The sequence below is a fragment of the Azospirillum sp. OGB3 genome (genome assembly GCF_014192915.1).
GTDB lineage: Bacteria > Pseudomonadota > Alphaproteobacteria > Azospirillales > Azospirillaceae > Azospirillum.
Genome location: NZ_JACHYN010000023.1, coordinates 19,077 through 45,238, shown reverse-complemented (window position 1 = coordinate 45,238; position 26,162 = coordinate 19,077). Strand labels below are relative to the sequence as shown.

The window sequence follows — 26,162 nt, the reverse complement described above, 5'->3', positions numbered from 1 at the left end:
CCGGCGCGCGCCTCACACCGGCACGGCCTTGAGCTGCTGGTCCACCGCCGCCGCCAGTTCGCGCGGGGTGACCGGCTTGTGGATCACCGTCAGCCCGTGGGCGGTGGCGTCCAGCAGGCAGTCCGGCCCGGTTTCCCCGGTCAGGATCACCCCCGGCACCCCGGCACCGTACCGCTCGCGGACACGCAGGATCACCTCGGTCCCGATCCGCCCCTCGCGCAGCCGGTAATCGGCGATCACGACGTCGGGGACGCGCGTCTGAGCGGACAGCCGCTCCATCGCCTGATCGGCGCTGCCCGCCGCCAGCACGGCATACCCCCATTCCGTCAGGATCAGCTGAAGACCCATCAGCACGATGGCGTCGTCGTCCACCAGGACGGCAAAACGGCCCTGTCCCATCCCCGGCGCCGCGCTCCCGTTGCCCACGGGCTCCGCCACCGCCGCATCGCCCATCGGCACCAGCACCCGGAAGGCCGAGCCCTTGCCCACCGCGGAGCGCACCTCCACCGGGTGGTCGAGCAGCCGCGACAGGCGCCGCACGATGGCGAGGCCGAGCCCGAGCCCCTGGTTGCGGTCCCGCTCTGGGTTGCCGACCTGATGAAACTCCTCGAAGATGCGCTCCAGATGATCGTCGGGAATGCCCATGCCGGTGTCCTGGACGACGAGGGACAGGAACCGCCCGTCGGGCCGGCACTGCACCCGCACCAGCCCGCTGTCGGTGTAGCGGATGGCGTTCTCGACCAGATTGCGCAGCAGCCGGCTCAGCAGCGTGCGGTCGCTGCGCACCCGCCCGGCGGCGACCTCCACCTGCCAGCCGATGCCCTTGCCCGCAGCGACCGGCGCGTAGGCGGCGCGGATCGGGTCCAGCACCTCCGCCACATCGAAATCCTCGAACACCGGCGTCACCACCCCGGCGTCGAGGCGCGACACGTCGAGAAGACTGTCCAGCAGCCCTTTGAGCGCGTCCAGCCCCTGCTCCAGATGGGCCAGGATCTTCGCACCGGCGGCGGACCCGACATGGGCCGACAGGGCGGCGGCGAAGAAGAACAGCGACTGGAGCGGCTGGCGCAGGTCGTGGCTGGCCGCCGCCAGAAACTTCGACTTGGCGAGGTCGGCGCGCTCCGCCTCGTCGCGGGCGGAGCGCAGCGCGGCCTCCATCGCCTTGCGCTCGGTGATGTCCTCGGCGACGGTGATGCGGTAGGCCGGCTCCGTGCCGGTGATCCGGGCAAGCGAGGAGGTCACCCGCACCCACACCGCACCGCCGTCCTTGCGACGGTAGCGCTTCTCCAGGGCGTAGCTGGCCAGCTCGCCGGACAGCAGCCGCTCGATCAGCTCTTCTTCCGCCGCCAGATCCGCCGGGTCGGTGATGTCGCGGTAGGTCCGCCGCAGCAGCTCCTCCCGCGGGTAGCCGACGATGTCGCAGATCTTGGCGTTGACGTCGAGAATGCGGCCGTCCAACCCCAACCGCTCGATGCCCACCGCGGCCAGTTCGAAGACCGATCGGAACCGCTCCTCGCTTTGGCGGCGCGCCGTCTCGGCCCGGCGCAGGTCGGTGACCTCCATCACGACGGCGCCGACCGCCGCGACCTCGCTCCCTTCATGCACGGGGAACAGGGCGATCAGCCAATGGCGCGTCACGCCCGGTTCCTTAGGCGTTTCGCCCATCACCTCCCGGTAGGGGATCGGCTCGCCGGTGTCGAACACCCGGTCGATCAGCGGTTCGACGCTGGCGCCCACGACGGGAAGCAGGTCCGCCAGAGTGCGCCCCATATGGGCCTCGGCCAGAATGCCGTTGGAGTCGGCCAACTGCTCGTTGATGCGGATGTAACGGCGCTCGCGGTCGAAAAAGGCGAATCCAACCGGCGCGTTCTGCAGCAGGCTGTTCAACTGCGCCAGCAGCGCGTTCTTTTCCCGATTGGCCGAGACCAGCGCCGCTTCCCCCCACTTGCGGGCGGTGGTGTCCTGGAAGAAGACGGCCAGTCCATCCGGCGACGGGAAGGCGCGCACGGCGAACCAGGATTCGAAGTCCGTGCAGTACTCCTCGAACTCGACGGGCGTCTGGTCCTGCATGGCGCGGCGGTAGCTCTCGCCGAACGCGCTGCCGGCAACCTCCGGAAAAACGTCCCACAGGTCCTGGCCGACCAGATCGCGCCCCCCGGCGATCAGCACCCGGGCGCGCTCGTTCATGAAGGTGATGCGCCAGCGGCGGTCCACCTCGAACACACCGTCGGTGATGCTGCCCAGAACGGCGGCCGTCTTGTGGGCCAACGCGTTGGCCTGCTCCCGGACCTGCTGCTGACGAGCCAGTTCCTCGGCCATGCCGTCGAAGGCGCGGGCGAGCATGCCGAGTTCGGACGACTGGTCGGCCACGCCGCTGCGCGCCGTCAGATCGCCGTCCTTCCAACGCTCCGCGGTGGCGACCAGCGCCGCCACCGGCCGCCGCAGAAACCGGCTGGCGCCCCACCAGACGGTGAGCAGTGTCAGGAGCAGCACCGTGGCGATGCCCATCATCGCCCGAATCATCGCGCCGCGGATCGGCCCCAGCGCCTCGCCCTTGTCCAGGCAGACCACGACACCGATGCCATCCAAGCTTTGGCCGGTCGGCTGAAAGGCGACGATCCGTGGCCGCCCGTCCGGTCCGGTCACCTCGGCGACGCCGGGGGTGTCGCGGGAGAGCAGCGCGATGACAGGGGGCGACAGCGCACCGCCTTCGCCCGTCTGATTGGGCCCCGTCTGGTTTGGCAAAGGCGGCACCTGGGCGACCACCCGGCCGCGGCGGTCCACCAGCGTGATCCGCGCGTTGTCGGACAACGGCCGTTTCGACAGAAAGTCGGCGATCCAGGAGATGTCGGTCATCGCCGTCACCACGCCGGCCGCCCTGCCCTCCGCGTCCCGGAAGGCCAGCGCGACGGGCATGGCGGCGCGCCCGTCGGTCCGGCGGAAGACATGCTCGCCCAGCGTCATCCGGCCGCTGTCCAGCGCGTCGCGGAAATAGTCGCGGTCGGCGATGGAAATCCCCAGCGAAGCGCGATCGGTTCCGCAACGCACCATCCCGTCCAGCCCGGCAACCACGATGCCGAGGTGGCCGGGATAGGACGCCCGCAGGCCGTCCATCAGCGCCTGACAGGCCGGGGATTCGGGCGCATGCACCGGATCGGCCCTCACCAGCGTGTTCAGCACCTGCCGCAGCCCGTCGATCATGCGGTGCTGTTCCGCCTCGAACAGCGCGGCGAGGTGCAGGGCGTCCCGCCCCACCTCCGCCTCCCGCGCGGCGCGCAGGGCCAACTCGTTCTTCACCTCGATGACGGCCGCCGGGATCATCGCCACGAGAACAAGAAGCAGCAGGCGGTGAAGAAGGCTCATACAGGGCGGCTTTCGGAAAATGGTGCCGTGTGACCGTGCGCGATGCTCGGCTGTCCCGTCAACGGATACGCGTGGCCTTCCAGGCACCGGAGCGTTCGGCGCCGGCGGCGATGCGGCGATCGGCGATCTCCGATTCCTCGACCTCGGCGATCCCGGCGTGTTTCAGGGCGCGCAACAGGACGCTGCGGACGGTCGTCCCCTCCTCCTCGGCGCGGCGGCGGACCGCGCGCTTGACACTCTGCGGCACCATGGCGGCCAGTTGCACGTCAGGTTCGCGGCGGTCCGATGGCGCTGGACCGGCAATGGCTGGAATGGTCGGGGTGGGACGGAGGGGGTGGTCGGGCATCGGTCCTGCCGTATATGGTTCGAAGGTGCGAAACCATCCCCGCTTATAGTTAATTTCTTGTTAACCACAAAGCCCATGGCGGTGCCAGGGGTTTGCCCTACACCGGAATAGCGGTTGACCTGCCCAACCCTGCACCGAAGAGTGGCCGGCTGGGCCATCCGGCGCTTCAGCGCCGGATCACCACCCTCTTCGCACGGCCAGAGCAGAGGAGCGACGACGTTGTCAGCACGCCCTTCGAAACGCCGCATCGCCATCATCGGGGCCGGCTTCACCGGCAGCGTCCTCGCCGCGCACCTGATGCGCTGCGCCGATGAGCCGACCAGCCTGCACCTGATCGAACGCATGCCCAGCGTCGGCGCCGGGCTCGCCTACTCCACGCCCAACGCCGCGCACCTGCTGAACGTGCGCGCCTACAACATGAGCGCTTATCCCGACGACCCGCGGCACTTCCTGCGCTGGCTGTGGGCGCAGGACGACGGGGCCGGCGCAGCGCCGCCCAGCGGCCACGCCTTCGTTTCCCGCGCCCGTTACGGAGCTTACATCCAGGACGTGTTGCGCGAAGCGATGACCGCCGCTCCGTCCCACGTCTCGCTCACCGTGTCGCAGGCGGAGGCGGTGGACATCGCGTCGGACGCCCGGGGCACCCGGCTGCGGCTGGGCAACGGAACCAGCCTGCCGGTGGACACGGCGGTCCTGTGCGTCGGGAACTTTGCCCCCTCGCCGCCGCCCGTCACGGCGCCGGAGGTCTATGCCTCCAGCCGCTACGTGGCCTCGCCCTGGGACTGGCCGGCGCTGGCGACCATCGCCCCCGACGCCCCCGTGCTGATCCTGGGAACCGGCCTGACCATGGTGGACACCGTCCTGTCGCTGGAGGAGCAGGGACACCGCGGCCCGATCGTCGCTTTGTCGCGCCGCGGCCTGCTGCCCCAGACGCACGAGGAGACGCGGCCTTTCAAGAGCTTCATCCACCCGCAGGTGATGCCGCGCACCGTGCTGGACGTGATGATCGCCCTGAAGGCCGACGTCCGCCGCGCACGGGAGACCGGGTTCGACTGGCGGTCGGCCTTCGATGCGCTGCGGCCCTACCATCACCTGATCTGGAGCCACCTGCCGCTGGAGGAGCGGCGGCGCTTCCTCCGCCATGCCCGCCCCTATTGGGAGGTCCATCGCCACCGCATCGCGCCGGAGGTGGCCGCCCGCATCGCCGCCCTGTGCGCGAACGGACGGCTGACCATCCGCGCCGGCCGCCTTCAGACGCTGCACCTCGTTCCGAACGGTGTGGAAGCGACCGTCCGTGCCCGCGGGGCGGAAGGAACCGTCTGGACCCGGACGGTGGGCTCCATCGTCAATGCCACCGGCACCGAGTGCGACTTCAGCCGCATCGCCCATCCGCTGGTCAAGGCGCTGCTGACGCGCGGCCTGGCCCGGCCCGATCCGCTGCGGCTGGGGCTGGACGTCACCATGGACGGCGCCCTGATCGGCGAGGACGGGCAGGTGTCGGACCGGCTGTTCGCGCTCGGCCCGATCAGCCGTCCACCCTTCTGGGAGATGACCGCGGTTCCCGAACTGCGCAGCCAATGCGCCCGGGCCGCCCGGCACATCGCCCGGCTGCCGCGGTCCGCCACCCCTCTGCCGGAGTCGGCGCTTGCGGGCGCGCGGGCGATTTCGTGATGGGACCGCTGCCCCGCTTTTCTCACCAGGGGGTGCCGTCGCGGTGCGTGAAGAGGTCCGTCGCGCTGTCGTAGCGCAGATCCTCGTCCGGGTAATGCGCCTCGTCCCCCGCGCTGCGGTCGCCGACCTCCAGATAGGTCGCCGGCTCGTCGGAGCGGTTGACGAGCTGGTGCCCGTCGGGCTTTCCGGCCGGGAAGCCGGCGCACATGCCGGGACGCAGGACCGTCTCGCCGGCGTCGGCGACCAGGGTCAGCTCGCCCTCCAGCACATAGACGAATTCGTCCTGGCGGGTGTGCCAATGCCGCAGGGCGGAGGCGGCGCCCGGCTCCAGCCGGGTCAGGTTCACGCCGAAGTTGGTGATTCCCAGCGGATTGCCCAGCCGCTTGCGCAGGCGCCCGGCGACCGCCGCGCGGAACGGCTCGGGGTAGTCGGTGGCGCCCAGCGTCGCCCCGACGACCGCGGGATCGAGCACCGGGGGCTTCGGCGGAATGCCGGGCGTGACGGGTGGCGCGCTGGACGGGGCTTCGTCTGACAAAGGTGGGTCTCCCTTCTCCGGGGAACGATACCGATCTCTGGATTTGGTCCAGGATCGTCATTGTAGGCCATTGGGCACGGACCGACCATCCGGCCTGTTAAGCCACCGGCCGGGCACCTCATCGGGGCAAGGCCCAACGAAAGGGGGAAAGGCGCATGGAGACGACTCTCTACATTCCACCGCTCGGCCTTGCGGGGCAATTCGGCGTGCCCGATGGGTTCGCGGCGGCGGTGATCTTCGCCCATGGCACCTCCAGCGGACGGATGAGCCCGCGCAACGTCCGTGTCGCCGCGCGATTGCGCGAAGCCGGATTCGCCACGCTGCTGATGGACCTGATGACCGAGGCGGAGAGGGCCGACCCGGCAAACCAGTTCGACGTCCACCGCCAGTCCGAGCGCCTGTTGCTCGCCGTCCGCCACCTGCGCGCGACCACCGCGGTGGAGCGCAAGCCCATCGGCTTCTTCGGCGCCGGGTCCGGGGCGGCGTCGGCGCTGATCGCGGCGGGACGTGCCGCGGAGCATGACGGAGTCGGTGCCGTGGTCTGCCGTGGCGGGCGTCCCGATCTGGCGGAGGAGTGGCTGAACGCCGTCGCCGCCCCCACCCTGCTGGTGGTTGGCGGCAAGGACGCGCCGGCGCTGGACCTCAACAACGACGCCTTCGGCCGGCTGCACTGCACCAAGGCGCTTGAGGTCGTGCCGGGTGCCGGGCGCCTGTTCGAGGAGACGGGGAAGCTCGATCAGGTGGCTGATTCCGCGCGGTCCTGGTTCACCACCCATCTGCTCAAGGCTGCCAACGGTTGAGCGCGGGTCGACAGCGGAAGCGATGCGGGCTACCTCTGGTTTCTTCCCGCACCGCAGCAGCCGGACCGGACCGCCCATGCCCAAGCTCGAAATCCTCAGCCACCGCCCCGCCAAACCGGCCAAGCCCGTGCCCCTGCTGTTCGTCCACGGCGCCTTCTGCGGCGGCTGGATCTGGGACGAGCATTTCCTGCCCTGGTTCGCCGAGCAAGGGTGGGAGGCGCACGCGGTGTCCCTGCGCGGCCACGGCGCCAGCGAGGGGCGGGACCGGCTGAACAGCTTCGGCATCACCGACTATGTGGAGGATGTGCTGACCGCCGTGGACGCCTGCTCGGCACCGCCGGTGCTGATCGGCCATTCCATGGGCGGTATGGTGGTCCAGCGGGCCCTGATCCGCCGCCGCTTTCCGGGGGCTGTCCTGATGGCTTCCGCCCCGCCGCACGGCCTGCTGGAGTCCACGATGCGGCTGGCCTGGAGCGATCCCTATGTGTTCCAGCAGATGGGCATGCTGATGACCTTCTCCAACGGCATCGAAGCGGAGGCGGTGCGCCGCGCCATGTTCTCCGACCGGGTGCCGCTGGAGCTTGCCAAGCGCTACGAGCCGCTGATGCAGGAGGAGTCGCAGCGCGTGCTTCTCGACATCGGTGGCTGGATTCCCTTCCCGCTCCTGCCGGCCCGCGGCGTCCGCGTGGCGGTGCTGGGCGCCGAGGAAGACCGGCTGATCCCCAGGGACCAAGTGGAGGCCACCGCCCGCGCCTTCCGGACGGAGCCGGTCTTCTTCCCGGAGATGGGGCACAGCATGATGCTCGAGCCCGGCTGGGAAGCGGTCGCCCGCCACGTCGCGGACTGGGTGGAAACGACCATTCTGGAGAAACCGGCACCGAAGAAGACGGCGCCTCCGGCTGTGGGCGTGCGCGCCGCCGCCGACTGATCGGCAGGGCACGCCGCCGTTCACCGCGTGCGCAGGGTGCTCAGGAAGCCGGCGATTTCGCCGTTCAGCGTTTCCGACTGCTGAGCCAGCTGCCGGGACGCCTCCAGCACCGCGTAGGCCATTGTCCCGCATTGCCCGGCGGCGGCGGTCACGCCGGCGATGTCCCGCGCCACGTCGCGCGTGACATCGGCGGCCTGCTGCACGTTGCGGCTGATCGCCTGGGTCGCCGCTCCCTGCTCCTCCACCGCCGACGCGATGATCGTGGCGATGCCGTTCACCTGCTCGATCACCCGCGCCACTCCGCCGATCTCCGCCACCGCCTCGCCGGTCGCGGACTGGACGCCGGCGACCTGGGCAGCGATCTCCTCGGTCGCCTTGGCGGTTTGGCTGGCGAGGCTCTTCACCTCGCCGGCGACCACCGCGAAGCCCTTGCCCGCCTCGCCGGCGCGCGCCGCCTCGATGGTGGCGTTCAGCGCCAGCAGATTGGTCTGCGCGGCGATGTCGTTGATCAGGCTCACCACGGTGCCGATCCGACCGACCGCCTCGGCCAGGCCGGTCACCTTGCCGGTGGCCCGCTCCGACGCCGTGGCGGCGTCGCGCGCGATCCGCGAAGCGTCGGCGACCCGGCGGCTGATCTCCCCCACCGAGCCCGACAACTGCTCCGTCGCCACGGCGACCGTCTGCACGTTGGCCGAGGTCTGCTCCGTTGCCGACGCCACGGCGCCGGCCAACTGGTCGGTCTGCCCGGCGGCCCTGGTCATCTCCTGGGCCTCACGCTCCATCTCCTCGGTTTCGCGCGACACCGACTTCATCACCTCGCCGACGCTCCGCTCGAACCGCTCGGCGAGGCCGGCGAGGGTGCGGCGCTTGTCCTCCTCCGAGCTGCGCAGCGCGGCGGCCTGATCGGCTTCCAGGCGCTTCTTCTCCACGGCGTTGCCCAGGAACACGCGGGCGGCGCTGGCCATGGCGCCGATCTCGTCGCGGCGGTTCGCCTCGGGAAAGGCGACCGAGAGGTCGCCGTCCGCCAGGGCGTGCATACGGGCGCTGAGGCTGCGGATCGTGGCGCTGAGCCGCACCCCGACCAGCGCGATCAGGCCGACCGCCGGCACCGCCAGAAGGCCGGCGACCGCCAGAACGGTCCACAGCGTGCCCAGAAAGGCGCTGCGGATGTCGTCGATGAAGACGCCCGTACCGATGTAGATGCCCCAGGGCTGGAAGGTCTTGATGTAGGACAGCTTCGCCGCCGTCTCGTCGCTGTTCTGGGCGACGTTCCAGAAATAGCCGTAGGTGCCTTCCCCTGACGTCTTGGCGATCCGCGCCATGTCCATCAGGATCGGCGCCCCCTTGGTGTCCTTCACGCCGGACACGTCCTTCCCCATCAGCTTGGGGCTGGGATGGGCGAAGCCGAAACCGTCCAGCGTGATCGCGAACAGATAATCCTGCCCGCCGTAGCGCATGCCGAGAAGCGACCGTTTGAAGCGGGCCTGCGCCTCCTCACGCGTGATCTGCCCGGCGGCGGCCTCCGCCTCGTAGGCGGCGGCCATGCTGTGGGCGGCCTCGACCATGAAGCGCAGGGACTGGACGCGATCGGCGTGCATGCGCTGGTAATTCAGCCAGAGGCCGGCGCCGACAATGGCCGCCGACGCGATGCTCGCCAGAGCCACAAGTCCCCAGAGCTTCGAGCGAATGGACAAATTATCGAGCATGACGACCCTTCCGACAAATTTGCCCTTCCGACAGATCGGCGCCGATGGGCGGTGGCACGCCTGCCTTCATCTGCCGGAATGCTATCGAAGCAATCGTGACTTATTTGTTAATGGTTTTATTCAATTCCTTGGAAAAAAGATCGAACATCATTGAACCATCGCTAGGGTTGTTTTGTCTTCCACAGCGAAAAATTGATAAACCGCAGACGTTATAAATGAATGCGGATGCCAAATTTTGCTTTCCCGCTCAGCCGCCCGGCGCCGATTTCTGCGTCAGGACGAGAAAGACCTTTTCCTCGAGTTGCTCCGGGGTGAAAGGCTTGGCGATGTAGGCGCTGACGTTGTGGGCCAGCGCCCGCTCCACCGCCTTCAGCGTGGCGAGCGCCGTCACCATCAGGAAGGGCAGATCGCGCCGCACCTCGCGCACCCGGCGCAGCACGTCCAGGCCGCTGGCCTTCGGCATCATCCAGTCGCAGACGATCAGGTCGTACCCCCCGTCCCCGGCCAGCCGGAGCAGCGCCTCCTGGCCGTCCGCCGCCGTGTCGATATGGCCGATGCCGAGGTCGCGCAGCACCGATTCGATGAAGTGCCGCGGCCCGTCCTCGTCGTCGACGACCAGCACGCGGATGGCGCCGAGGTCGATGAAGGGAACACCGACCACCCCGAGCGCCCCGCGCATCCAGGAGGCGCGGGCCGAGCGCTCCTTGCCGCCCAAGGCACCCAGCAGGAAGGAGCGCACGAAGCGCGGCCGGTGCACCTGCCGGTACAGCGCCTTGGCGACCGCCGCCCGGCTCTTGCCGCGGCAGAAGGCACCGTCGCCGGCCATCCGCACCATCTCCAGCACCGTGTCGGGGTTCGGCTCGTCCTTGCCCTGGAGGGGGCTCAGCAGGCGCTGGGTGCGGATGAAGGCGTTCTGGATCTCGTCGATCTGCCCGGCCATATGCTCGCGGGCCTCCTCGGCGAAGGCGCTGTCGAGCACGAGCTTCTGGACCTCGGCCAGCCCCTTCAGCTTCTCGGTCTTCTCCTTCCAGCAGTCGAGCAGGCGTCCGGCGAAGTCCCGCCCGTCGAAGAACTGGGTTAGATAGCCGTTCACCGCCCGCTCGGCGCTCGGCGACAGGGGCATCCTCTGCAGGACGAACAGGATGCGAAGCTTCTGCATCAGCGTCCGCCCCTTGGTGATCTCGGGCAGCGTGTCCTCGTTGACCAGCAGAGCGCTGCGCCGCTGGAGCGCCGCCTCCGTCCGGGCGCCGCCGAAATAGCCCTCCCCCGTGCGCAGCCGCTGCGACACTTGGCTCAGCGCCATAATCTCCCGCTGAACCGCCTCCACCCCGAACAGGTCGCCGGCGCTGGTGATGGTGAAGCGGTCGGGCTTCGACAGTTCGCGGCGCAGCGCAAAGATCAGGCTGTCGCTCAGCACCGGCATGGCCGTGCGGCGCAGCAGCGTCTCAAGCCCCCGGAAGACCGGCGGCGCCTCGTCGGGCAGCGGCTTGTCACCGGCGATCAGCGACACGATCATGTCCACCCGGTCCACGAATGGCGCGTCCATGGAGCAGGAGGCGGTGCCGGTGTCGCTGCGCAGGATCTCGCCCAGCAGCCGGTCGAGCGGCGCCAGCGCGTCGGCGTTCTCCAGGCCGTCCGCCAGTTCCAGCAGGAGCCGCGCCTTCTCGGCGAAGCTGCGGCCCTGGTACAGGTGGGTGGTCAGCGCCGCGTCGACCATGAAGCGCCCGGTGAAGGCGTCGCGGGCGGCGATCAGCCGTTCCGCCGTCGTGGCGTAGCTGGCCGGCGTCAGGTCCGGCGGCTGGGCGTCCTTCAGGCGCTCCCGGGTCAGCCGCGCCACCTCGTTGACCAGGGCGGTCAGCGCGCCCTTGCGGTCCATCGCCCGTTCCGCCTGCTGCAGGATGGCGACGAAGGTCGGAATGTTGGACAGGCTCTGCTGGTGGCGGGGGGAGTGCAGAAGCTCGGTCGGGGTCAGCGCGTTCTCGTCGAAATAGCGCTGGCAATGCCGGCCGATGCTGTCGCGGCCTTGCGGAGTGTAGAAGTCGTCCGGCGTCCGGCAGACGGCGGTGTCGCCCCCACCGTCCGTGTCCGGGTCCCGACCACTGTCCCGGCCGTCCGCCATGCTCTGGTCCGATGCCATGCCCTAACCCCGTCTCATTCGGCCAGCAATTCACGCACCGCCTCGATCAGGCGGTCCGGGGCCACTGGCTTCATGACGATCCGGCGGCCCGGCTGTGCCGTCATGTCCGCCGCCGTTTCATGGGACGCGTAGCCGGTCAGGAAAAGGATGCGCAGGTCGGGATTGCGCTCCGCCAGGGCGCGGCTCAGCTCCAGGCCGTTCATGCGGGGCATCGACATGTCGGACACCACGGCGTCGAACAGCCCGCCGCATTCGTCCCAGCGCTCCAGCGCGTCCAGCCCGTCCACCGCCTCGGTCACCGTGCAGCCGGCCTCCTCCAGCGCCAGCCGGACATAGGTGCGCACGGACTCCTCGTCGTCCACCAGCAGGATGGCGGCCCCCTCGTCCTCGCCCAGCCCCAGCCCGTCCGCCAGCGAACCGGCCGAAACGGGAGCGGGAACGGCGGGCAGATGGATGGAGAAGACGCTGCCGCGCCCGTCCGGCCCGGCCTCCATCTCCACGGCCCCGCCGGCCTGCCGGGCGGTGCCGTAGACCATCCACAGGCCGAGGCCGGTGCCCTTGCCCGGCTCCTTGGTGGTGAAGAAGGGCTCCCAGATGCGGTCGCGCACCGCCTCCGGCACGCCGCAGCCCTCGTCGACGACGCGGATCACAGCGTAGCGGCCGTGCGCCAGCGCGCCGTGCCGCCCGAAGAAGCCGGCACCCGGCAAGGCGCTGTCCAGCGCAATGGTCAGCCGCCCACCGTCCGGCATCGCGTCGCGCGCGTTGAGGGCGAGGTTCAGGATCGCCTGGTTCAGCATCACCGGGTTGGCGACGGCATGGACGTCCTCGTCGCCGATGCGGATGTCCAGGTCGATGCCGGCGCTCATCAGCGGCTTCAGGAAGACCTTCAGGTCGCGCACCAGCGGCGCCAGCGCCACCACCTCCGTCTCGTCGGACGGACGGCGGCGCGAGAAGTCGAGAAGCTGGGCGGTCAGCGCGGCGGCCCGGTCGGAGGCCTTGGCGATCTCCCGCACGCAGGTGGTGACGCGTGCCGGGTCGTCCGGCGCCCGTTCGGCCAGCCGGGCGAATCCGCCGATGGCGGTCAGCATGTTGTTGAACTCGTGGGCAATGCCGCCGGCCATGCGTCCCACCGCCTCCATCTTCTGCGACTTCTGCAACTCCGCCTCGGCGCGGCGGCGCTCGGTCACGTCGTTCAGCACCAGGAGAACCGCCGCCTCCCGCTGGTAGACCGCTGGGAAGGCGCCGATCTCCACATGGCGCTGCTCGCCCGACGGGCGGGCGATCGCGCACTCCACGCGCTGGTGCTCCCCCTCCGCGCCCAGCCCCAGCCGCGACGCCACCGTCTCCGCCTCGACGATGAAGCGGTTGAGGTCCAGCCCCTCCAGCCCGCCGCTGCCGTCCACCCCCAGGATGGACGCCGCCGCGGCGTTGCCGAAGCGGATGGCCCGCCGGTCCCAGAGGACGATGCCGTAAGGCGCCAGCTCGACCAGCTGGCGGTAGCGCTTCTCGCTCTCGCTGAGCGCGCTGACGGTGGCCTCCAGCCGCTCCGTCTGGCCGGCGAGCTGCTCCTCGCGCCGCTTCAGCTCGGTGATGTCCATGAGGATCTTCACGATTCCCCCGGAGCCGGTGGCGTGCTCGCTGATGCGGTACCAGCGCCCGTCGGACAGACGGCCGTCCACCGGATCGGTGTGCAGCAAGTGACGCTTCATCCGCTCGGCGATCCAGTCGGCCATCCCGCGGTCGTCGCCCTCGTACCCGCCGCGCTCGGCGGCGGCGCGCAGGATGTCCTTGAAGGCGGTGCCGGGCACCAGCACGTCGGCGAGGTTCGGGTAGGCGCTGCGGTAGCGCTCGTTGCAGAAGATCAGCCGGTCGTCCGGGCTGAACAGCACGAAGCCCTCGGAGATGCTGGACAGCGCGTCGTGCACCACCGACTGCATGAAGCGCGCCTCGACCAGGGCCAGCGTCTCCGCGGTGGTCTCGATGCCGGTGCCGCGGTAGCCGGCGAACCGCCCGTCCGCGTCGGTGAAGGGCTGGCCGCTGATGCGGAAGACACGGGTGTTGCCCGCCCCGTCGCGCAGCGTGATCTCCAGATCGCGGAAGGCCCGCCCGGCTTCGATGTCGGCCAACTGGTCGAGCCAGGTGTCGGTGTCCTCGACCAGCGCACCGAGATCGAGCAGCGAATCGCCGAACACCGGCGCCGGATCGCCGCCGAGGATTTCCGGCAGCCGTTCGGACACATAGGTGTAGCGGTGATCGGGAGCGCTCTCCCAGAACCAGTCGGACGCGGCCTCGGCGAAATCGCGGAAGCGTTGGCGGCTGGCGGCCAACTCCTCGTTGGCGGCGCGCAACAGGCGGGCGGAGCGGTCCACCGCCGCCGCCGCGGCGCGGGCGCGGCGCACCGACAGCACGGCCAGCGCGGCCATCGCCAGCGTCATCACGCCGAGCGGCAGCATCAGCCGGTCGCGCCCCTCCTCCGGCATCATCACGGCCAGCAGGCCGGCAGCGCCGAGCATGAGGAACAGCAGGTCGGTCAGCCCGCCCAGCCCGCGGCGCGGCGCCGGTTCTCCCGCCGCCCCGGCGGCACGGACGTCGAGGTCGGTGGGGGGCAGCCCGCCCCGGCCGGAAAGATCCACGGAGCCCCGCTCCATCATCATGGGTGTACCGCCGCGCAAGGCGCGATCTGCATAGACCCGTAATAGGAGGGGAGCCGTTAACAGCCGGTTTCGCTGTTCGCCTTCGTACGGTCGGATTCTACCGTGAGCATACGATTTCCACCGCTCAGCGCCGGTTCACCAGAACCAGGATCTTCTCCTCGAGCTGTTCGGGAGAAAAAGGTTTGGCGATGTAGGCGGTGACGTCGTGGGCCATGGCCTCCTCGACCGCGATGATGGTGGCGAGCGCGGTGACCATCAGGAAGGGCATGTCGGGACGCACCGCGCGGACCAGCTTCAGGAACTCCAGCCCCGACAGGCGCGGCATCTTCCAGTCGCAGACGATGAGGTCGAAGGCCCCCTGCCGCTCCTCGAACTGGGTCAGCGCCTCGCGCCCGTCCTGGGCGATGGTCAGCTCGGTGATGCCGAGGTCGCGCAGGATCATCTCGACGTAGCCGCGCGCCGCCGGCTCGTCGTCGGCCAGCAGGACGCGCAGCGTGTTCATGGCGCGCATCGGCAGGCCGGCGCCGGCCAGCGTGGCGAAGAACTGGGCGAAGCGCTCGGCCCGCTGCTCCGTCGCGTCCTTGCAGCGGGCGAGGTAGCCGCGCAGGAAGGCGGTGGAGCGGACATGGTGCCCGACCAGTTCGCGCGCCGCCGCCACGCATTTCCCCTCGGTGAAGGCGCCCTCGGCGAGCAGGCTGGCGAACTCCATGACCTCGTCGACGTTCGGCGGGCGGTCCTTGGCGATGCGGGCGAAGACCTTGTTGGTGCGCAGGAAGGTGTTCTGGATCTCGTCGAGCATGCGGACGTAGCGCTCGCGCAGAGCGTCCGGCAGGGTCGAGCGCGCCACGCGCCGTTGCAGGTCGGCCAGCGCCTTGATTCGGGCGCGCGGCGTGCGGGCCGTCTCGAAAAGGCGCTGGGTGAAGTCGCGGGCCTCGAGATGGCGGCGCAGATGGGCGACGATCATGCGCCGGCTGCGCTCCCCCGACACCGCCCCTTCGAAGGCCAGCAGATCGACGATGCGGGCGTAATGGCTCTTGGCGTGCAGCACCGCCTCCAGCCGCGCCCCGGACAGCAGCAGCGCCACCCGCCGGTCGATCAGCCGGGTCGTGCGCTCCCCGCCGATCACCCCGCCCGTAACCGCCAGGCGGGAGGACAGCAGGCTGATCGCCGACAGCTCGTCCAGCACCGCCGCCACGCTGTTCGGCTCGGCCTTGGTGCCGGACAGCGGCGCGTCGCCGAGCAGGGCGTGGTGGACCGCCGCCTCCAGCCCCAGCCGGGCGGCGCGCGCCTGATGGCGGGCGACGAAGGCGGACAGGCGGTGCAGGACCGCCGGGGCGTCGGGGTGCGACGGCGCCTCGCCCCGCCAGACCATCGCCACGGCGTCGAGCACGCCGCGCAGCCCGTCCGCCCAGCCGAACAGCGCCTCGACCACCAGCCCGTCGGCCAGCATCTCCCCGACGATCTGGTCGAGGATGGCGATGCCCTCGCCGGACAGGCCGTCCCCGTCGAGCGAGAGGATGCGCACCAGCCGAAGCTCGTGGTTGCGCCCCTCACCCAGCCAAGCGGACAGCCAGCAATCAATGGTGTGGCGCCCGGCGAAGCCCGGCGTCCGCGCCATGGTCTGGGCCACCGTGGCGGCGAACTGCTTGGCGTCGATGGACAGGGCGGTGCCGCTGTGGGCGCGCCGGGCGGTGACGGCCAGCACCTCCTGCTCCAGCCGCTTCAATTCCTCCAGCCGCATGGCGGGGGAGCGGCGTCCGGGGCGGGCTTGCCGCTGGGCCACCCGCTCAAGCACCTGGGCGCGGCGCGGCCAGTCGAGGAAGGAGCGCTGAGGCTCCACCTTGTGCAGGAACTCGGTGGGGGTGATGCCGCGTGCTTCCAGGAACTCCGCAAGCTCCTCCGCGATCAGGAAGCGCGCGGCGGGGGTGAAGATCTCCTCGACCCGGACGCAGATGGCGGACTCCGGCGATTCCACCGGTCCGTCGCCGCTCAGCTCACCGAGGAGCGCGTCGACGTCGTAGACGCCGATGGGAATGCCGTCGGTTGAAAGGGTGGAGGACGGCGGAACAGCGCTCATCGATGCCCCGCCATCAGATCAGCAGCGCGTGGATCGTGTCGGCCAGCTCGTCCGGGTTGATCGGCTTGCGCAGGAAGACGGTGCGGCACCGGTCGATCAGAGAGTCCGCGAGCGGATCGGCCAGCAGATCGTCCAGGCTTTCCGTCTCCGGCGGGTAGCCGGACATCAGGACGGTCGGCAGGTCCGGATTCTCCCGGCGCAGCGCGCGGGCCACCGACGCCCCGCCGACCTGCGGCATCACGAGGTCGGTCACCAGCAGGTCGAAGGCCCCGCCATGGTCGGCGTAGGCGCGCAGAGCCTCGGTGCCGTCGGCGGTGCAGACCACCCGCATGCCCATGTCCTCCAGCGTCAGGCGGATGAAGTCGCGCACCTGCGCCTCGTCCTCCACCAGCAGGACGGTGGCGGCCATCGACAGCCCCTCCATCTCGTCGTCCTCCGCGTCGAGGGAAAAGGCGTCGTCAAGACCGAAGGCGTCCAGTCCAGGAACGTCCGCCTCCTGCGTCTCCACGGTGTCCTCCACCGGGAAGCGGAGCGTGAAGACGGTGCCGCGACCCAGCTCCGTGTCCACCTCGACCCTGCCACCGGCCCGCACGACCGTGGAATAGACGAGCGCCAGCCCCAGCCCGGTCCCGGCCCCCGGCTCCTTGGTGGTGAAGAAGGGTTCGAAGATGCGGTCGATCACCGCCGGGTCGATGCCGCAACCGGTGTCGCCGATGGTGATGGTCACGCCGAGATCGTCCGTCCGCTCCACCGCGATGGTGATCGGCCCGCCCTCCGGCATGGCGTCGCGCGCGTTGAGCACGAGGTTGAGCAGCGACTGGTGCAGCAGGGCCGGGTCGATGGTCACCACCGCCCCGCCCCCGGCGCCCTCGATCCGCAGCGGGTGGCGTTCGCCCAGCGTCGGGCCGAGGAAGCGGCGCAGATCGTCGATCACCGCGCCGACGCGCACGGGACGCGCCGCGTCGGTCTGGCCGGGCCGACCGAAGCTGAGAAGCTGGGCGGTCAGGCCCGACGCCCGGTCGGTCGCCTTGACGATCTCGGTCAGGCACTGCTCGACCCGCGGGCGGTCCTGCGGGGCGCGGCGGGCCATCTGGGCGAATCCGCCGATGGCCGTCAGCATGTTGTTGAACTCGTGCGCGATGCCGCCGGCCAATTGGCCGATGGCCTGCATCTTCTGCGCCTGCTGGATCGCCCGCTCCGCCTGCTTGCGCCCGGTGATGTCGGTGAGGACAAGGAACCACGCCGCCTCTCCCTCGACCGCGAAGGGGTGGATGCCGACCTCAAGCTCGCGCAGGGCGCCCTGCGCGGTGACGAAGCGAGCCTCGACCGGCGGCGGGGCCTCCAGACCGCTGCCGGGCGGGGGCAGCCAGTCGAACAGGCGCTGCACCCCGTCGAACTCCGTCGCCTCGACCAGCGGGATGCGCAGCATGGCCTCGGGATCGCCGTTGCCCAGGATCAGCGCGGCGGAGCGGTTGGCGAAGCGCAGCCGCAGCCCATCCCAGATTAGGATGCCGTAGGGCGCCATCTCGACCAGCCGGCGGTAGCGCGCCTCGCTGTCGGCCAGCGCCTCCTCGTGGCGCTTCAGTTCGGTGATGTCGGTGAGGATCTTGACCACGCCGCCGAAGCGCGTGGCGTGCTCGCTGATGCGGTACCAGCGCCCATCCCCGAGCTGGTGATCGGTCGGCGGCCCGCTGCGGGTGTGGCGGTTCAGACGTTCGGCGATCCAGTCGGACGGGTCGCCGAGATCGTCGCCCGCTGCCCCCCGCTCCACCGCGACCCGCAGCAGGTCGGCGAAGCGGACGCCGGGAACCAGATGGTCGGACAGCAGCGGGTAGGCGGCGCGGTAGCGGTCGTTGCACAGCACCAGCCGCCCGTCGGCGCCGAACAGCACAAACCCTTCGGACACGCAGCCGATGGCGTCGGACAGCAGCGCGCGGAAATGCGCCTCGCCCTCGCCTTCGCCCAGATGAGGGCTCGCCGGGGCCTCTGCGACGGCGTCGAGCCGTTTCCGCAGCGCCCGCAACGGCTCCCGCAGATGGGCCAGCGCGCCGGGCGGCGCGGCGGAGAGCCGCGCGCCCAGGGTGTCGATGAGTTCCGCAAGCTCTTGGTCGGGCCGGTCCATAGCCCGGCATTCAACCATTCCCCCCGGTCCCCCCGCCAGTTGATTCCGCGTTCAGCCCTGCTTCGGGAAATGGTGATGGCCGTGGTCGCAGACGCCGCGCGAATGCTTGTCGTCGCAGCTTTCGCCGGACGCGGTCAGGCCGATCCAGGCGTGCAGCGTGTTGGGGTCGAAACCGGCCTTGCGGTCCGCCCCGACCTGGAGCAGCGGGCGGCGGATCAGATCGCGGTCGGCCAGCAGGGCGGCCAGCGCCGACTCCTCGTCCAGTTCGTCGGGCTTCACGGCGCCGGTCTTCACGGCGGCGGCGCGGCGGTTGAACCAGTCCTCGACCGGACGGTCCTCGAAGAAGGGGCGCAAGGTTTCGGCGGTGAGGGGTTCGGCGGCCAGATCGCGCTCCACCAGCGTGTGGCCGGCGGCCTGGAGTTGAAGCTTCTGCTTGGCGTTCGCCGTGCAGCCGGACAGACCGTAAAAGATCACTTCCGTCATGGGGTTGGTGCTCCGCATCGAAACAGGACGAATTAGGTCCAGTCTACCGGCGCGGGGACCGGGGGTGCCGGTGACGGAATGTCGCACCCCCGGATTGTCGAGCGGCTTGGCTGTTCGCCAATCACTTGATGCGCTTCAGCGAGTCCTCGACGTAAGCGTTCGTGTAGGTCTTGGACAGGTCGATGTCCGTCGCCGCCACCGCCTTGTCGAAGGCCTTCAGCACCTTGTAGGCGGCCTCCGCCCCCTCCTGGGAGAAGCGGCCGTCGGGCGAATAGGTCGGCTTCGAATGCTCGAAGGCCTGGGCGTAGAGCGTCTGGTTGCCGAGGAAGTATTCCGGCGGCAGGACCTTCAGGACGTCTTCGGTCTTGGCCTGATCCAGCCACTTCAGCGTCCGGACGAAGACGTCGACCAGCGCCTGGGTGGTCTTCGGATTCTCCTTGATGAAGGCCGGCGTGGTGTAGAGCACCGCCGCCGGGTACGGCCCGCCGTAGGTGTCGAGCGTGCCCTTCTCCGTCCGGGTGTCGGCGATGGTGGTGACGTCGCCGTCGGCCTCCAGCTGGCTGATCACCGGGTCGAGGTTGGCGATGGCGTCGATCTCGCCGCGCTTCACCGCGGCCACCGCGCTGGGGCCGCCGCCGACGCCGATGAAGGACACGTCCTCCGGCGTCATGCCGTGCTGGGTCAGCAGGTAGTTGACCATGAAGTTGGTCGAGGAGCCGGGGGCGGTCACGCCGATCTTCTTGCCCTTCAGCTCCTTGATCGATTTGATCGTGCCGGCCTTGTTCACCGCGGCCAGAACGATGCCCGGATAGCGGCCCAGCAGGGCGACGGCGGTGATCGGCTGGCCCTTGGCCTGCATCTGCACCGTGTGGTCGAAGGCGCCCGTCACGATGTCGGCCGAACCGCCGACCAGCGCCTGGAGGCTCTTGGCGCCGCCGCCGAAGTCGTTGATCTCGACGTTCAGCCCGGCCTCCTTGAAGTAGCCGAGCCGCTCCGCCACCGTCAGCGGCAAATAATAGAGCAGCGGCTTGCCGCCGACCGCTAGCTTCAGATCCTTCTTCTCGACCTGCTGGGCGTTCGCCCCGCCGATGCCGAAGGCCAGGACCACCGCCGCGGCGGCGATCACGTTTTTCATACGCATGGCTTCCCTCCCAGTTTTCTTGCTATGGCGCAGTCATCCCTGCGCGTTGGTCGTCTGCGCCTCCTGCGGGCGCCAATGCAGAAGGCGTTTCTCGATGACGGTCACCACGGCGTCGATCACCACGACGAAGATCGTCAGAACCAGCATCCCGGAGAAGACGCCGACCGTGTCGAACACCCCCTCCGCCTGATGGATGCGGTAGCCGAGGCCGGCGGCGGAGCCGAGATACTCGCCCACCACCGCGCCGACCATGGCGAAGCCGACCGCGGTGTGCAGGCTGGAGAAGACCCAGGACAGGGCGGACGGCAGATAGACGTGCCGGAACAGGTGCCGGTTGCTCGCCCCCAGCATCTTCGCGTTGGCCAGCACGACCGGGCTGACCTCCTTGACGCCCTGGTAGACGTTGAAGAAGACGATGAAGAAGACCAGCGTCACCCCCAGCGCCACCTTCGACCAGATGCCGAGGCCGAGCCACAGCGCGAAGATCGGCGCCAGCACCACGCGGGGCAGCGCGTTGACTGCCTTGATGTAGGGGTCGAAGACGATGGAGACCAAAGGCGCGCGGGCGAACCAGAATCCGAAGGCAATGCCCGCCACCGTGCCGATGACGAAGGCCAGCGCGGTCTCCAGAAGCGTGATGCCCAGGTGGTACCAGATCACCCCGGACGCGAAGTCGCTCCAGGTGCGCTCCAGCACCGCCAGCGGCGTGCCGAAGAAGAAAGGGCTCAGGATCTTCGTCGCGGTCAGGACGTGCCAGATCAGGAAGAATCCGATCAGCACGGCGACCTGCAGCAGCAGGATCACCGGGCGGCTCGGCAGGCGTTTCACACGGGCCACGGCCATGGGGTCCTCACGTCGGCTTGGACGTCATTTCAGTTTGGTTTGGGCGTAGCCCTTCAGCACTTCCTCGCGCAGCTGCCCCCAGATTTCCCGGTGCAGGTCGAGGAAGCGCGGCGTCATGCGGATCTCCGCCACGTCGCGCGGGCGCTCCAGATCCACCCGGTACTCGCCGATCAGCCGGGCGCCGGGGCCGGCGGACAGCACCAGCACCCGGTCGGACATGGAGATGGCCTCCTCCAGGTCATGGGTGATGAAGACCACCGACTTGCGGTCCGCCGACCACAGGTCGAGCAGTTCGTTCTCCATCAACTGCCGCGTCTGGATGTCGAGCGCCGAGAAGGGTTCGTCCATCAGCACGATCTTCGGATCGACGATCAGCGTCTGGGCGAGCGCGACCCGCTTGCGCATGCCGCCGGAAAGCTGGTGGGGGTAGCGGTCGCCGAAACGGTCCAGTCCGACGCGGGCCAGCCAGGGGCGCGCCCGCTCCTCCGCCTCGCGCCGCGGCACGCCGCGGAACTCCAGCCCGGCGGCGACATTCTCCAGCGCCGACTTCCAGGGCATCAGCGCGTCGGCCTGGAACATGTAGCCGGCGTGCGGATTGATGCCGTCGACCGGCTCCCCGAAGGTCAGGGCGCGCCCGGCGCTGGGGGCGAGAAGCCCCGCCGCGACGTTCAGGATCGTCGATTTGCCGCTGCCGGTCGGCCCGACGATGGACACGAACTCCCCCGCGGCGACCGACAGGGTCACGCCCTGAACCGCCGTGTAGGTCTGCCCGCGCCCGTCGGGCGATGGAAAGGTGCAGGTCACGCCGTCCAGGCGGAGCGCGGCCTTGTCCGCCCCCTCCGTCCGCAGGGCGGCCGCCACGGCGGCGCTGTCTGACATCAATGCGTTCCATCCCTGATGTTCGTTTTCACGGCATCTTGGCGGAATGAGGCGGCCTCGGCAATGGGCACAGCCAACAATTGTTGCCGCGCACGGTGAGACTCAGTCCAGCCGCGCGAAGAAGGCCATGATCGCCGCCCCCACCCCTTGCGGCCATTGATGCGGGTAGAAGCGCCCATTGCGCGTGCGGTCGTCGGCCAGCGGACACCACAGAACCGGGTTCTCCTCACCTTCGGCGCCATAGCGCCGGCAGTTGAAACGGTGCGGCTCGTCCGGCTCGCTGCCCGTCGGCAACCCGTCCTGGGCCAGCAGCGCGCGGCGCAGGCGCAGGGCTTCGGAAACCGGCACCTGCTCATCGCGCGGGTTGTGCAGGACCATGGCGGCGACCGGCCCGCCGCAGTCCTTGGGACGTGCGGACCCGCCGCCAAGGCTGGCCAGCCCGCGGATCACCCCGCCCCGCGCGCAGGCGAGGCTGTTGGCGAAGGACCCGCCCAGCGAATGGCCGACGACGAACACCCGGCCCATGTCCAGGCAATAGGACGCCGCCATGCTCTCCAGCACGGCGTCGAACAGGCGGAAATCGCGCAGCCGGTCCGGCGGGTCGCCGGGATCGGACCAGACGTTCAAGCCGCGGGAATCCTTCAGGCTGGCGGGATAGACGATGATCGCCCGCTCTTCCGCCTGCCCTTCAAGGTCGAAGTAACGCCGCACCTCGGCGTTGCTGTTGGTCCGGCCATGAAAGGCGACGACGAGGCTGTGCGGACGGTCGGGGCGGTAGCCGTCCGGCACGGCCACGATCACGCCGCGCGCCGCGCCGTCCAGGGTCACATGGTCGGGCACCGTTGCCGGGGTCGGCACTCCGCAGCCGCGCGATGTTTGCTGCGGCGCCACATTATTAACCAATTCCGCCGATAAGCCCTGAGCCGCCCACAGAATCAGCAAGGCCGCGGCGCAAAATGCGCAAAATTGTTTCACCACTCACAGCCCTGACGATCGACTTCCTCCATAAACAGCCTGTGGCGAAGGACGTTGCACCTTTGGGCAGGCCGGCCGTTAACCAACGCGCAAGCATTTCCCGGCACCCTCCTTCCCAGAGCAAGGAGGTTTCGATGCCGGTTCGCGCGACTGCACGCATGATGGTTCTGGGGCTGCTGCTGGCCGTCGGCTCGTCAGGGGCCGCGACCGCCGACAGCCTGTCGGTGAACCGTCCGAACCCGGCGCCGGCACCCGTCGCCCCCGACTTCCCCGACGCCACACTGGTCCGCGTCGATCAGGTGGGGGCCACCACGCTGCGGCTGGACGGCATCATCACCCCGGGCGTGGAGCAGCGCTTCTCCGACGCGCTGCGCAGCGTGCCGGCCGGCCAGCCGGTGGTGGTCGAACTGTCGAGCCCCGGCGGCTTCACCACCGCGGGCTACCGCATGATCGATCTGATGCTGGCGGAACGGCAGGCGGGGCGCTCCGTCGCCACCCGCGTGGCTGGCGGACAGTCCTGCGAGAGCATGTGCGTCGGCCTCTATCTGGCCGGCTACCCGCGCTACGCGGCGCCGACCGCGGAGTTCATGGTGCACGCCCCGCGTCTGGCCGAGAACGGCCGCATGACGCTGCGCTCCACGGACCAGATGGTGAAGCGTCTGGTCGCGCTGGGCGCCGCCCCCGCCTGGATCGAGCGGGTGCGGGCCGCCGGCGGCTTCTCCGGCAGCCTCGACTACCGCGACAACGCCGACCATCTGGCGGCGGTGGGCGCCAACGTCGTCACCCACCTGATCCGCTGAGCTTCCTTACGCTTCGCTTTCCACAAGACGCCGCGCGATCTCCGGCATGACCGCCGCGTCGACGTTGGCGAAGGCGAAGCGGAGGTAATCGTCCTGGCCGGGGCCGAACATGGAACCGGGCAGGCACAGGATGTTGTGATCGCGCGCCAGCCCCTCGGCCACGTCGTGGGCGCGCTTGCCGGCGAAGGGATGCCGGACATAGGCGAAATAGGCCCCGATGCTGGCGATGCGGTACCCGGTGCCGCTGGCCTCCATCGCCGATTGGAAAGCGTGCACGCGGGCCAGGATGTCGCCGCGCTTCTCCGCCACCCAACCGTCCAGGTTCTCCAGCCCGAACAGCGCCGCCTTCTGCCCGACATGCGGCGCGCAGATGGCGAGGCAATCCATCACCTTGCGCGCCTGGGACAGCAGACCAGCGTCGGCGATCACCGCGCCGACCCGGTAGCCGGCGAGGCTGTAGACCTTGGAGAAGCTGTAGAGCTGGACCAGCGTGCGCTGCCAGCCAGGCCGCTGGAACAGCCCATGCGGCGCCCGCCCCTCCCAATCCGGAAAGTCGCGGTAGGTCTCGTCGAGCAGCAGTTTGACGCCGCGCCGCTCGCACAGCTCGTAGAGCGCCGCGATGGCGTCGGGCGGGGCGATGGCGCCGGTCGGGTTGTTGGGGGAGATCAGAACCAGCGCGCGCGTCCCGGCGTCGATCAGCCGCTCGGCCTCCGCCGGGTCGGGGATCAGCCCGTTCTCCTCGCGCAGCGCCAGCGGCCGGGCCTCGATGCCCAGCATGTCCAGCGTCATCTTGTGATTGAAGTACCAGGGGGCCGGCAGGATCACGTTGTCGCCGGCCCGCGCCAGCCCCATCACCGCCACCGCGAAGGCCTGGTTGCAGCCGGCGGTGATCAGCACCTCGTTCGCCACCACCTCGCCGCCATAGAGCGATCCGGTGCGCCGGGCCAGCGCGGCGGTCAGCGGCGGGATGCCGTCGATGGCCGTGTAGCGCGCGGTGTCCGGCGCCCGCACCTGCTCGGCCAGATGGGCGGTCAGTGCGTCGGCGGGCGGATAGCCGGGCACCGCCTGACAGAGGTCGATCAGCGGCTTGTCCGCCGGAAAGCTGCGGCCCTCCACCCAGCGCCACGCCTCGGCGATGGGCGGAGCCTCGGTGGCGGCGACGAGCGGGTTGACGTCTCTGCGGTCCATTCCCTGATGTCCAGTCTGCGGGGTCCGATTTTTATGGGGCGCCATGGTGGACCGCCCCGCCGGGCTCGCGCAAGGGACCAGAACAGGGGAACGCGCATGGCAGGCCATGCGGAGACAAAGCAGGGGTCAGGCGCCGCCCGGCACCGCATCCGGCTTGCGGCCCACCAGGGATTCATAGACCTCGGGGTCGGTCGCCCCTTCCGATCCGAAGACCAGAACGCGGGCGTCCGGGGCGAGGCCCAGGCTGGCGCGGGTCGCCGGGTCCGCCGCGGCGCAGAGCAGACCAGCCAGACCGGCCACGCCGGACTCCCCGCCCACGATGGGCCGCCCGCCATGCCGCCCCTCGGCCAGCAGGCGCATGGTCGCCACCGCGGCATCGTCGGGGATGGTCAGGAAATCGTCGGCGCCGCGCTCCAGGATCGCCCAGGCCAACAGGGACACTTCCCCGCAAGCGAGGCCGGCCATCAGCGTCTCCAGGTCGCCCTTGGAGGGAGTCGGCCGGCCGTTGACGGCGCTCTGGTACAGGCAATCGGCGGCGTGCGGCTCCACCACCACGAAGCGCGGGCGCTGGCGGCCCAGGCTTTCCCACAGATGGCCGCAGACGGCGGCGGGCAAGGCCCCCACCCCGCCCTGCACGAAGACGTGGGTCGGGCGCTCGCTGGCCGGAAGCTGGCTGATCGCCTCCTCCACCATCACGGTGTAGCCCTGCATGACGTCGCGCGGGATGTCCATGTAGCCGGTGTAGGAGGTGTCGGAGACGACGTGCCGGCCATGCTCCCGCGCGTCCGCCGCCGCCTGCCGCACCGCATCGTCGTAGTTGCCGGCGACGCGGACGACGCGGGCGTCGAAGGACTCGATCGCCTGCTGCCGCCCCTGCGAGCAGTTGCCTGGAATGTAGATGACGCAGCCGCAACCGAACACCTGAGCGCCCCAGGCGACGGAGCGGCCGTGGTTGCCGTCGGTCGCCGTGGTCACCGTGATGCCGCGGGTCACCTTGGCGTAGCGCCCGACCACCAGATCCAGCGCGGTCACCGGCACGCCGGGCACGCGGGCCTGCACCTCACGCACCAGAAGGCGCAGCACGGCGTAGGCACCGCCCAGCGCCTTGAAGCTGTGCAGGTTGAAGCGGCTGCTCTCGTCCTTGTACCAGATGCGGTCGATGCCGGCGGCGCGGGCCAGCCCGCCCAGCGAGCGCAGCGGGGTCGGGGCGTAGCCGGGCCAGGCGCCGATCTCCGTCATCGCGTCCTGGAAGGCGGCGCGGCTCAGGATCGCCCGTTCGGCGGGCCCGTAGGGCTGGTCCGTGTCGGCGCGCGGATTCGAGAAGAGACGCGGGGTGCCAAGCGGCGGCAGGTCGGACATCGTGTTCGCTCTCCAGCGCCGCAAGGACGGCCGCAGCCACGAAAGCACTGCCAGCCACGCCGCGTCAAGCCACGCGCGTTGTCCCCGGACAAAGCGCCGCGAGCTGTGCTAACAGCGCCTCCCCCCGCGGCCCGGCAGGATGCTGAAGGCGGCGG

Annotated in this window: 19 protein-coding genes; 4 read left to right on the top strand and 15 right to left on the bottom strand. The window is 70.0% G+C overall.

Translation table 11 applies throughout. The annotated features are described in order from the left end of the window. Window positions 1-12 precede the first annotated feature (12 nt). A complete protein-coding gene (locus FHW79_RS28800; protein WP_183182082.1) occupies window positions 13-3,363 on the bottom strand; it encodes a PAS domain-containing protein in 3,351 nt (1,116 codons plus the stop codon). Between the two features lie 58 nt (window positions 3,364-3,421). Further along, the gene (locus tag FHW79_RS28795) at window positions 3,422-3,709 is read right to left on the bottom strand and encodes a hypothetical protein (RefSeq protein WP_183182081.1); all 288 of its coding nucleotides are present in this window, start codon (window positions 3,707-3,709) and stop codon (window positions 3,422-3,424) included. Window positions 3,710-3,928: 219 nt separating this feature from the next. On the opposite strand from FHW79_RS28795, the gene FHW79_RS28790 reads away from it, so the two are divergent. Beyond that, window positions 3,929-5,380, top strand: coding sequence for an FAD/NAD(P)-binding protein (locus FHW79_RS28790; protein WP_183182080.1), 1,452 nt, complete (start codon window positions 3,929-3,931; stop codon window positions 5,378-5,380). Window positions 5,381-5,402: 22 nt separating this feature from the next. On the opposite strand, the gene FHW79_RS28785 is transcribed toward FHW79_RS28790, so the two are convergent. Beyond that, window positions 5,403-5,915, bottom strand: coding sequence for a cupin domain-containing protein (locus FHW79_RS28785; protein WP_211108535.1), 513 nt, complete (start codon window positions 5,913-5,915; stop codon window positions 5,403-5,405). 155 nt (window positions 5,916-6,070) lie between these two features. On the opposite strand from FHW79_RS28785, the gene FHW79_RS28780 reads away from it, so the two are divergent. Together FHW79_RS28780 and FHW79_RS28775 are read left to right on the top strand one after the other, a co-directional pair. After that, window positions 6,071-6,715, top strand: a complete 645-nt coding sequence (locus FHW79_RS28780) for an alpha/beta hydrolase (RefSeq protein WP_183182079.1) — start codon at window positions 6,071-6,073, stop codon at window positions 6,713-6,715. A gap of 76 nt (window positions 6,716-6,791) precedes the next feature. Continuing rightward, entirely contained in the window at window positions 6,792-7,643 is an 852-nt protein-coding gene (locus tag FHW79_RS28775) for an alpha/beta hydrolase (protein ID WP_183182078.1), read from the top strand. Window positions 7,644-7,663: 20 nt separating this feature from the next. Here FHW79_RS28775 and FHW79_RS28770 read toward each other — a convergent pair whose 3' ends face one another. The 10 genes from FHW79_RS28770 to FHW79_RS28725 all read right to left on the bottom strand — a co-directional run bounded on the left by FHW79_RS28770 (window position 7,664) and on the right by FHW79_RS28725 (window position 22,543). Next, the gene (locus FHW79_RS28770; RefSeq protein WP_183182077.1) at window positions 7,664-9,349 is read right to left on the bottom strand and encodes a cache domain-containing protein; all 1,686 of its coding nucleotides are present in this window, start codon (window positions 9,347-9,349) and stop codon (window positions 7,664-7,666) included. A 247-nt stretch (window positions 9,350-9,596) separates the two neighbouring features. Continuing rightward, the gene (locus tag FHW79_RS28765) at window positions 9,597-11,486 is read right to left on the bottom strand and encodes a response regulator (protein WP_183182076.1); all 1,890 of its coding nucleotides are present in this window, start codon (window positions 11,484-11,486) and stop codon (window positions 9,597-9,599) included. Between the two features lie 14 nt (window positions 11,487-11,500). After that, window positions 11,501-14,119, bottom strand: coding sequence for a response regulator (locus tag FHW79_RS28760; RefSeq protein ID WP_348984308.1), 2,619 nt, complete (start codon window positions 14,117-14,119; stop codon window positions 11,501-11,503). Between the two features lie 145 nt (window positions 14,120-14,264). Continuing rightward, window positions 14,265-16,217, bottom strand: coding sequence for a response regulator (locus tag FHW79_RS28755; protein WP_183182075.1), 1,953 nt, complete (start codon window positions 16,215-16,217; stop codon window positions 14,265-14,267). A 13-nt stretch (window positions 16,218-16,230) separates the two neighbouring features. Beyond that, window positions 16,231-18,339: an ATP-binding protein gene (locus tag FHW79_RS28750; protein WP_211108534.1), complete on the bottom strand. Its 2,109-nt coding sequence runs from the start codon at window positions 18,337-18,339 to the stop codon at window positions 16,231-16,233. A gap of 51 nt (window positions 18,340-18,390) precedes the next feature. Further along, a complete protein-coding gene (locus FHW79_RS28745; RefSeq protein WP_035673230.1) occupies window positions 18,391-18,822 on the bottom strand; it encodes an ArsC/Spx/MgsR family protein in 432 nt (143 codons plus the stop codon). 121 nt (window positions 18,823-18,943) lie between these two features. After that, entirely contained in the window at window positions 18,944-19,963 is a 1,020-nt protein-coding gene (locus FHW79_RS28740) for an ABC transporter substrate-binding protein (protein WP_183182073.1), read from the bottom strand. A gap of 33 nt (window positions 19,964-19,996) precedes the next feature. Beyond that, window positions 19,997-20,806 carry an ABC transporter permease gene (locus FHW79_RS28735; RefSeq protein ID WP_014240225.1) on the bottom strand — a complete coding sequence of 270 codons (810 nt, stop codon included), beginning with the start codon at window positions 20,804-20,806 and terminating at the stop codon, window positions 19,997-19,999. 24 nt (window positions 20,807-20,830) lie between these two features. Further along, window positions 20,831-21,685 (bottom strand): ABC transporter ATP-binding protein, encoded by an 855-nt coding sequence (locus FHW79_RS28730; protein ID WP_014240224.1) that lies wholly within the window; start codon window positions 21,683-21,685, stop codon window positions 20,831-20,833. A 102-nt stretch (window positions 21,686-21,787) separates the two neighbouring features. After that, window positions 21,788-22,543 (bottom strand): alpha/beta fold hydrolase, encoded by a 756-nt coding sequence (locus FHW79_RS28725; RefSeq protein WP_183182072.1) that lies wholly within the window; start codon window positions 22,541-22,543, stop codon window positions 21,788-21,790. Window positions 22,544-22,794: 251 nt separating this feature from the next. Between FHW79_RS28725 and FHW79_RS28720 the strand changes: the two genes are divergently transcribed. After that, window positions 22,795-23,460 (top strand): ATP-dependent Clp protease proteolytic subunit, encoded by a 666-nt coding sequence (locus tag FHW79_RS28720; protein ID WP_183182071.1) that lies wholly within the window; start codon window positions 22,795-22,797, stop codon window positions 23,458-23,460. A 6-nt stretch (window positions 23,461-23,466) separates the two neighbouring features. Here FHW79_RS28720 and FHW79_RS28715 read toward each other — a convergent pair whose 3' ends face one another. Beyond that, window positions 23,467-24,648 carry an aminotransferase gene (locus tag FHW79_RS28715; protein WP_183182070.1) on the bottom strand — a complete coding sequence of 394 codons (1,182 nt, stop codon included), beginning with the start codon at window positions 24,646-24,648 and terminating at the stop codon, window positions 23,467-23,469. 126 nt (window positions 24,649-24,774) lie between these two features. Then, the gene (locus tag FHW79_RS28710) at window positions 24,775-26,007 is read right to left on the bottom strand and encodes a diaminopropionate ammonia-lyase (RefSeq protein WP_183182069.1); all 1,233 of its coding nucleotides are present in this window, start codon (window positions 26,005-26,007) and stop codon (window positions 24,775-24,777) included. Window positions 26,008-26,162: the final 155 nt, after the last annotated feature.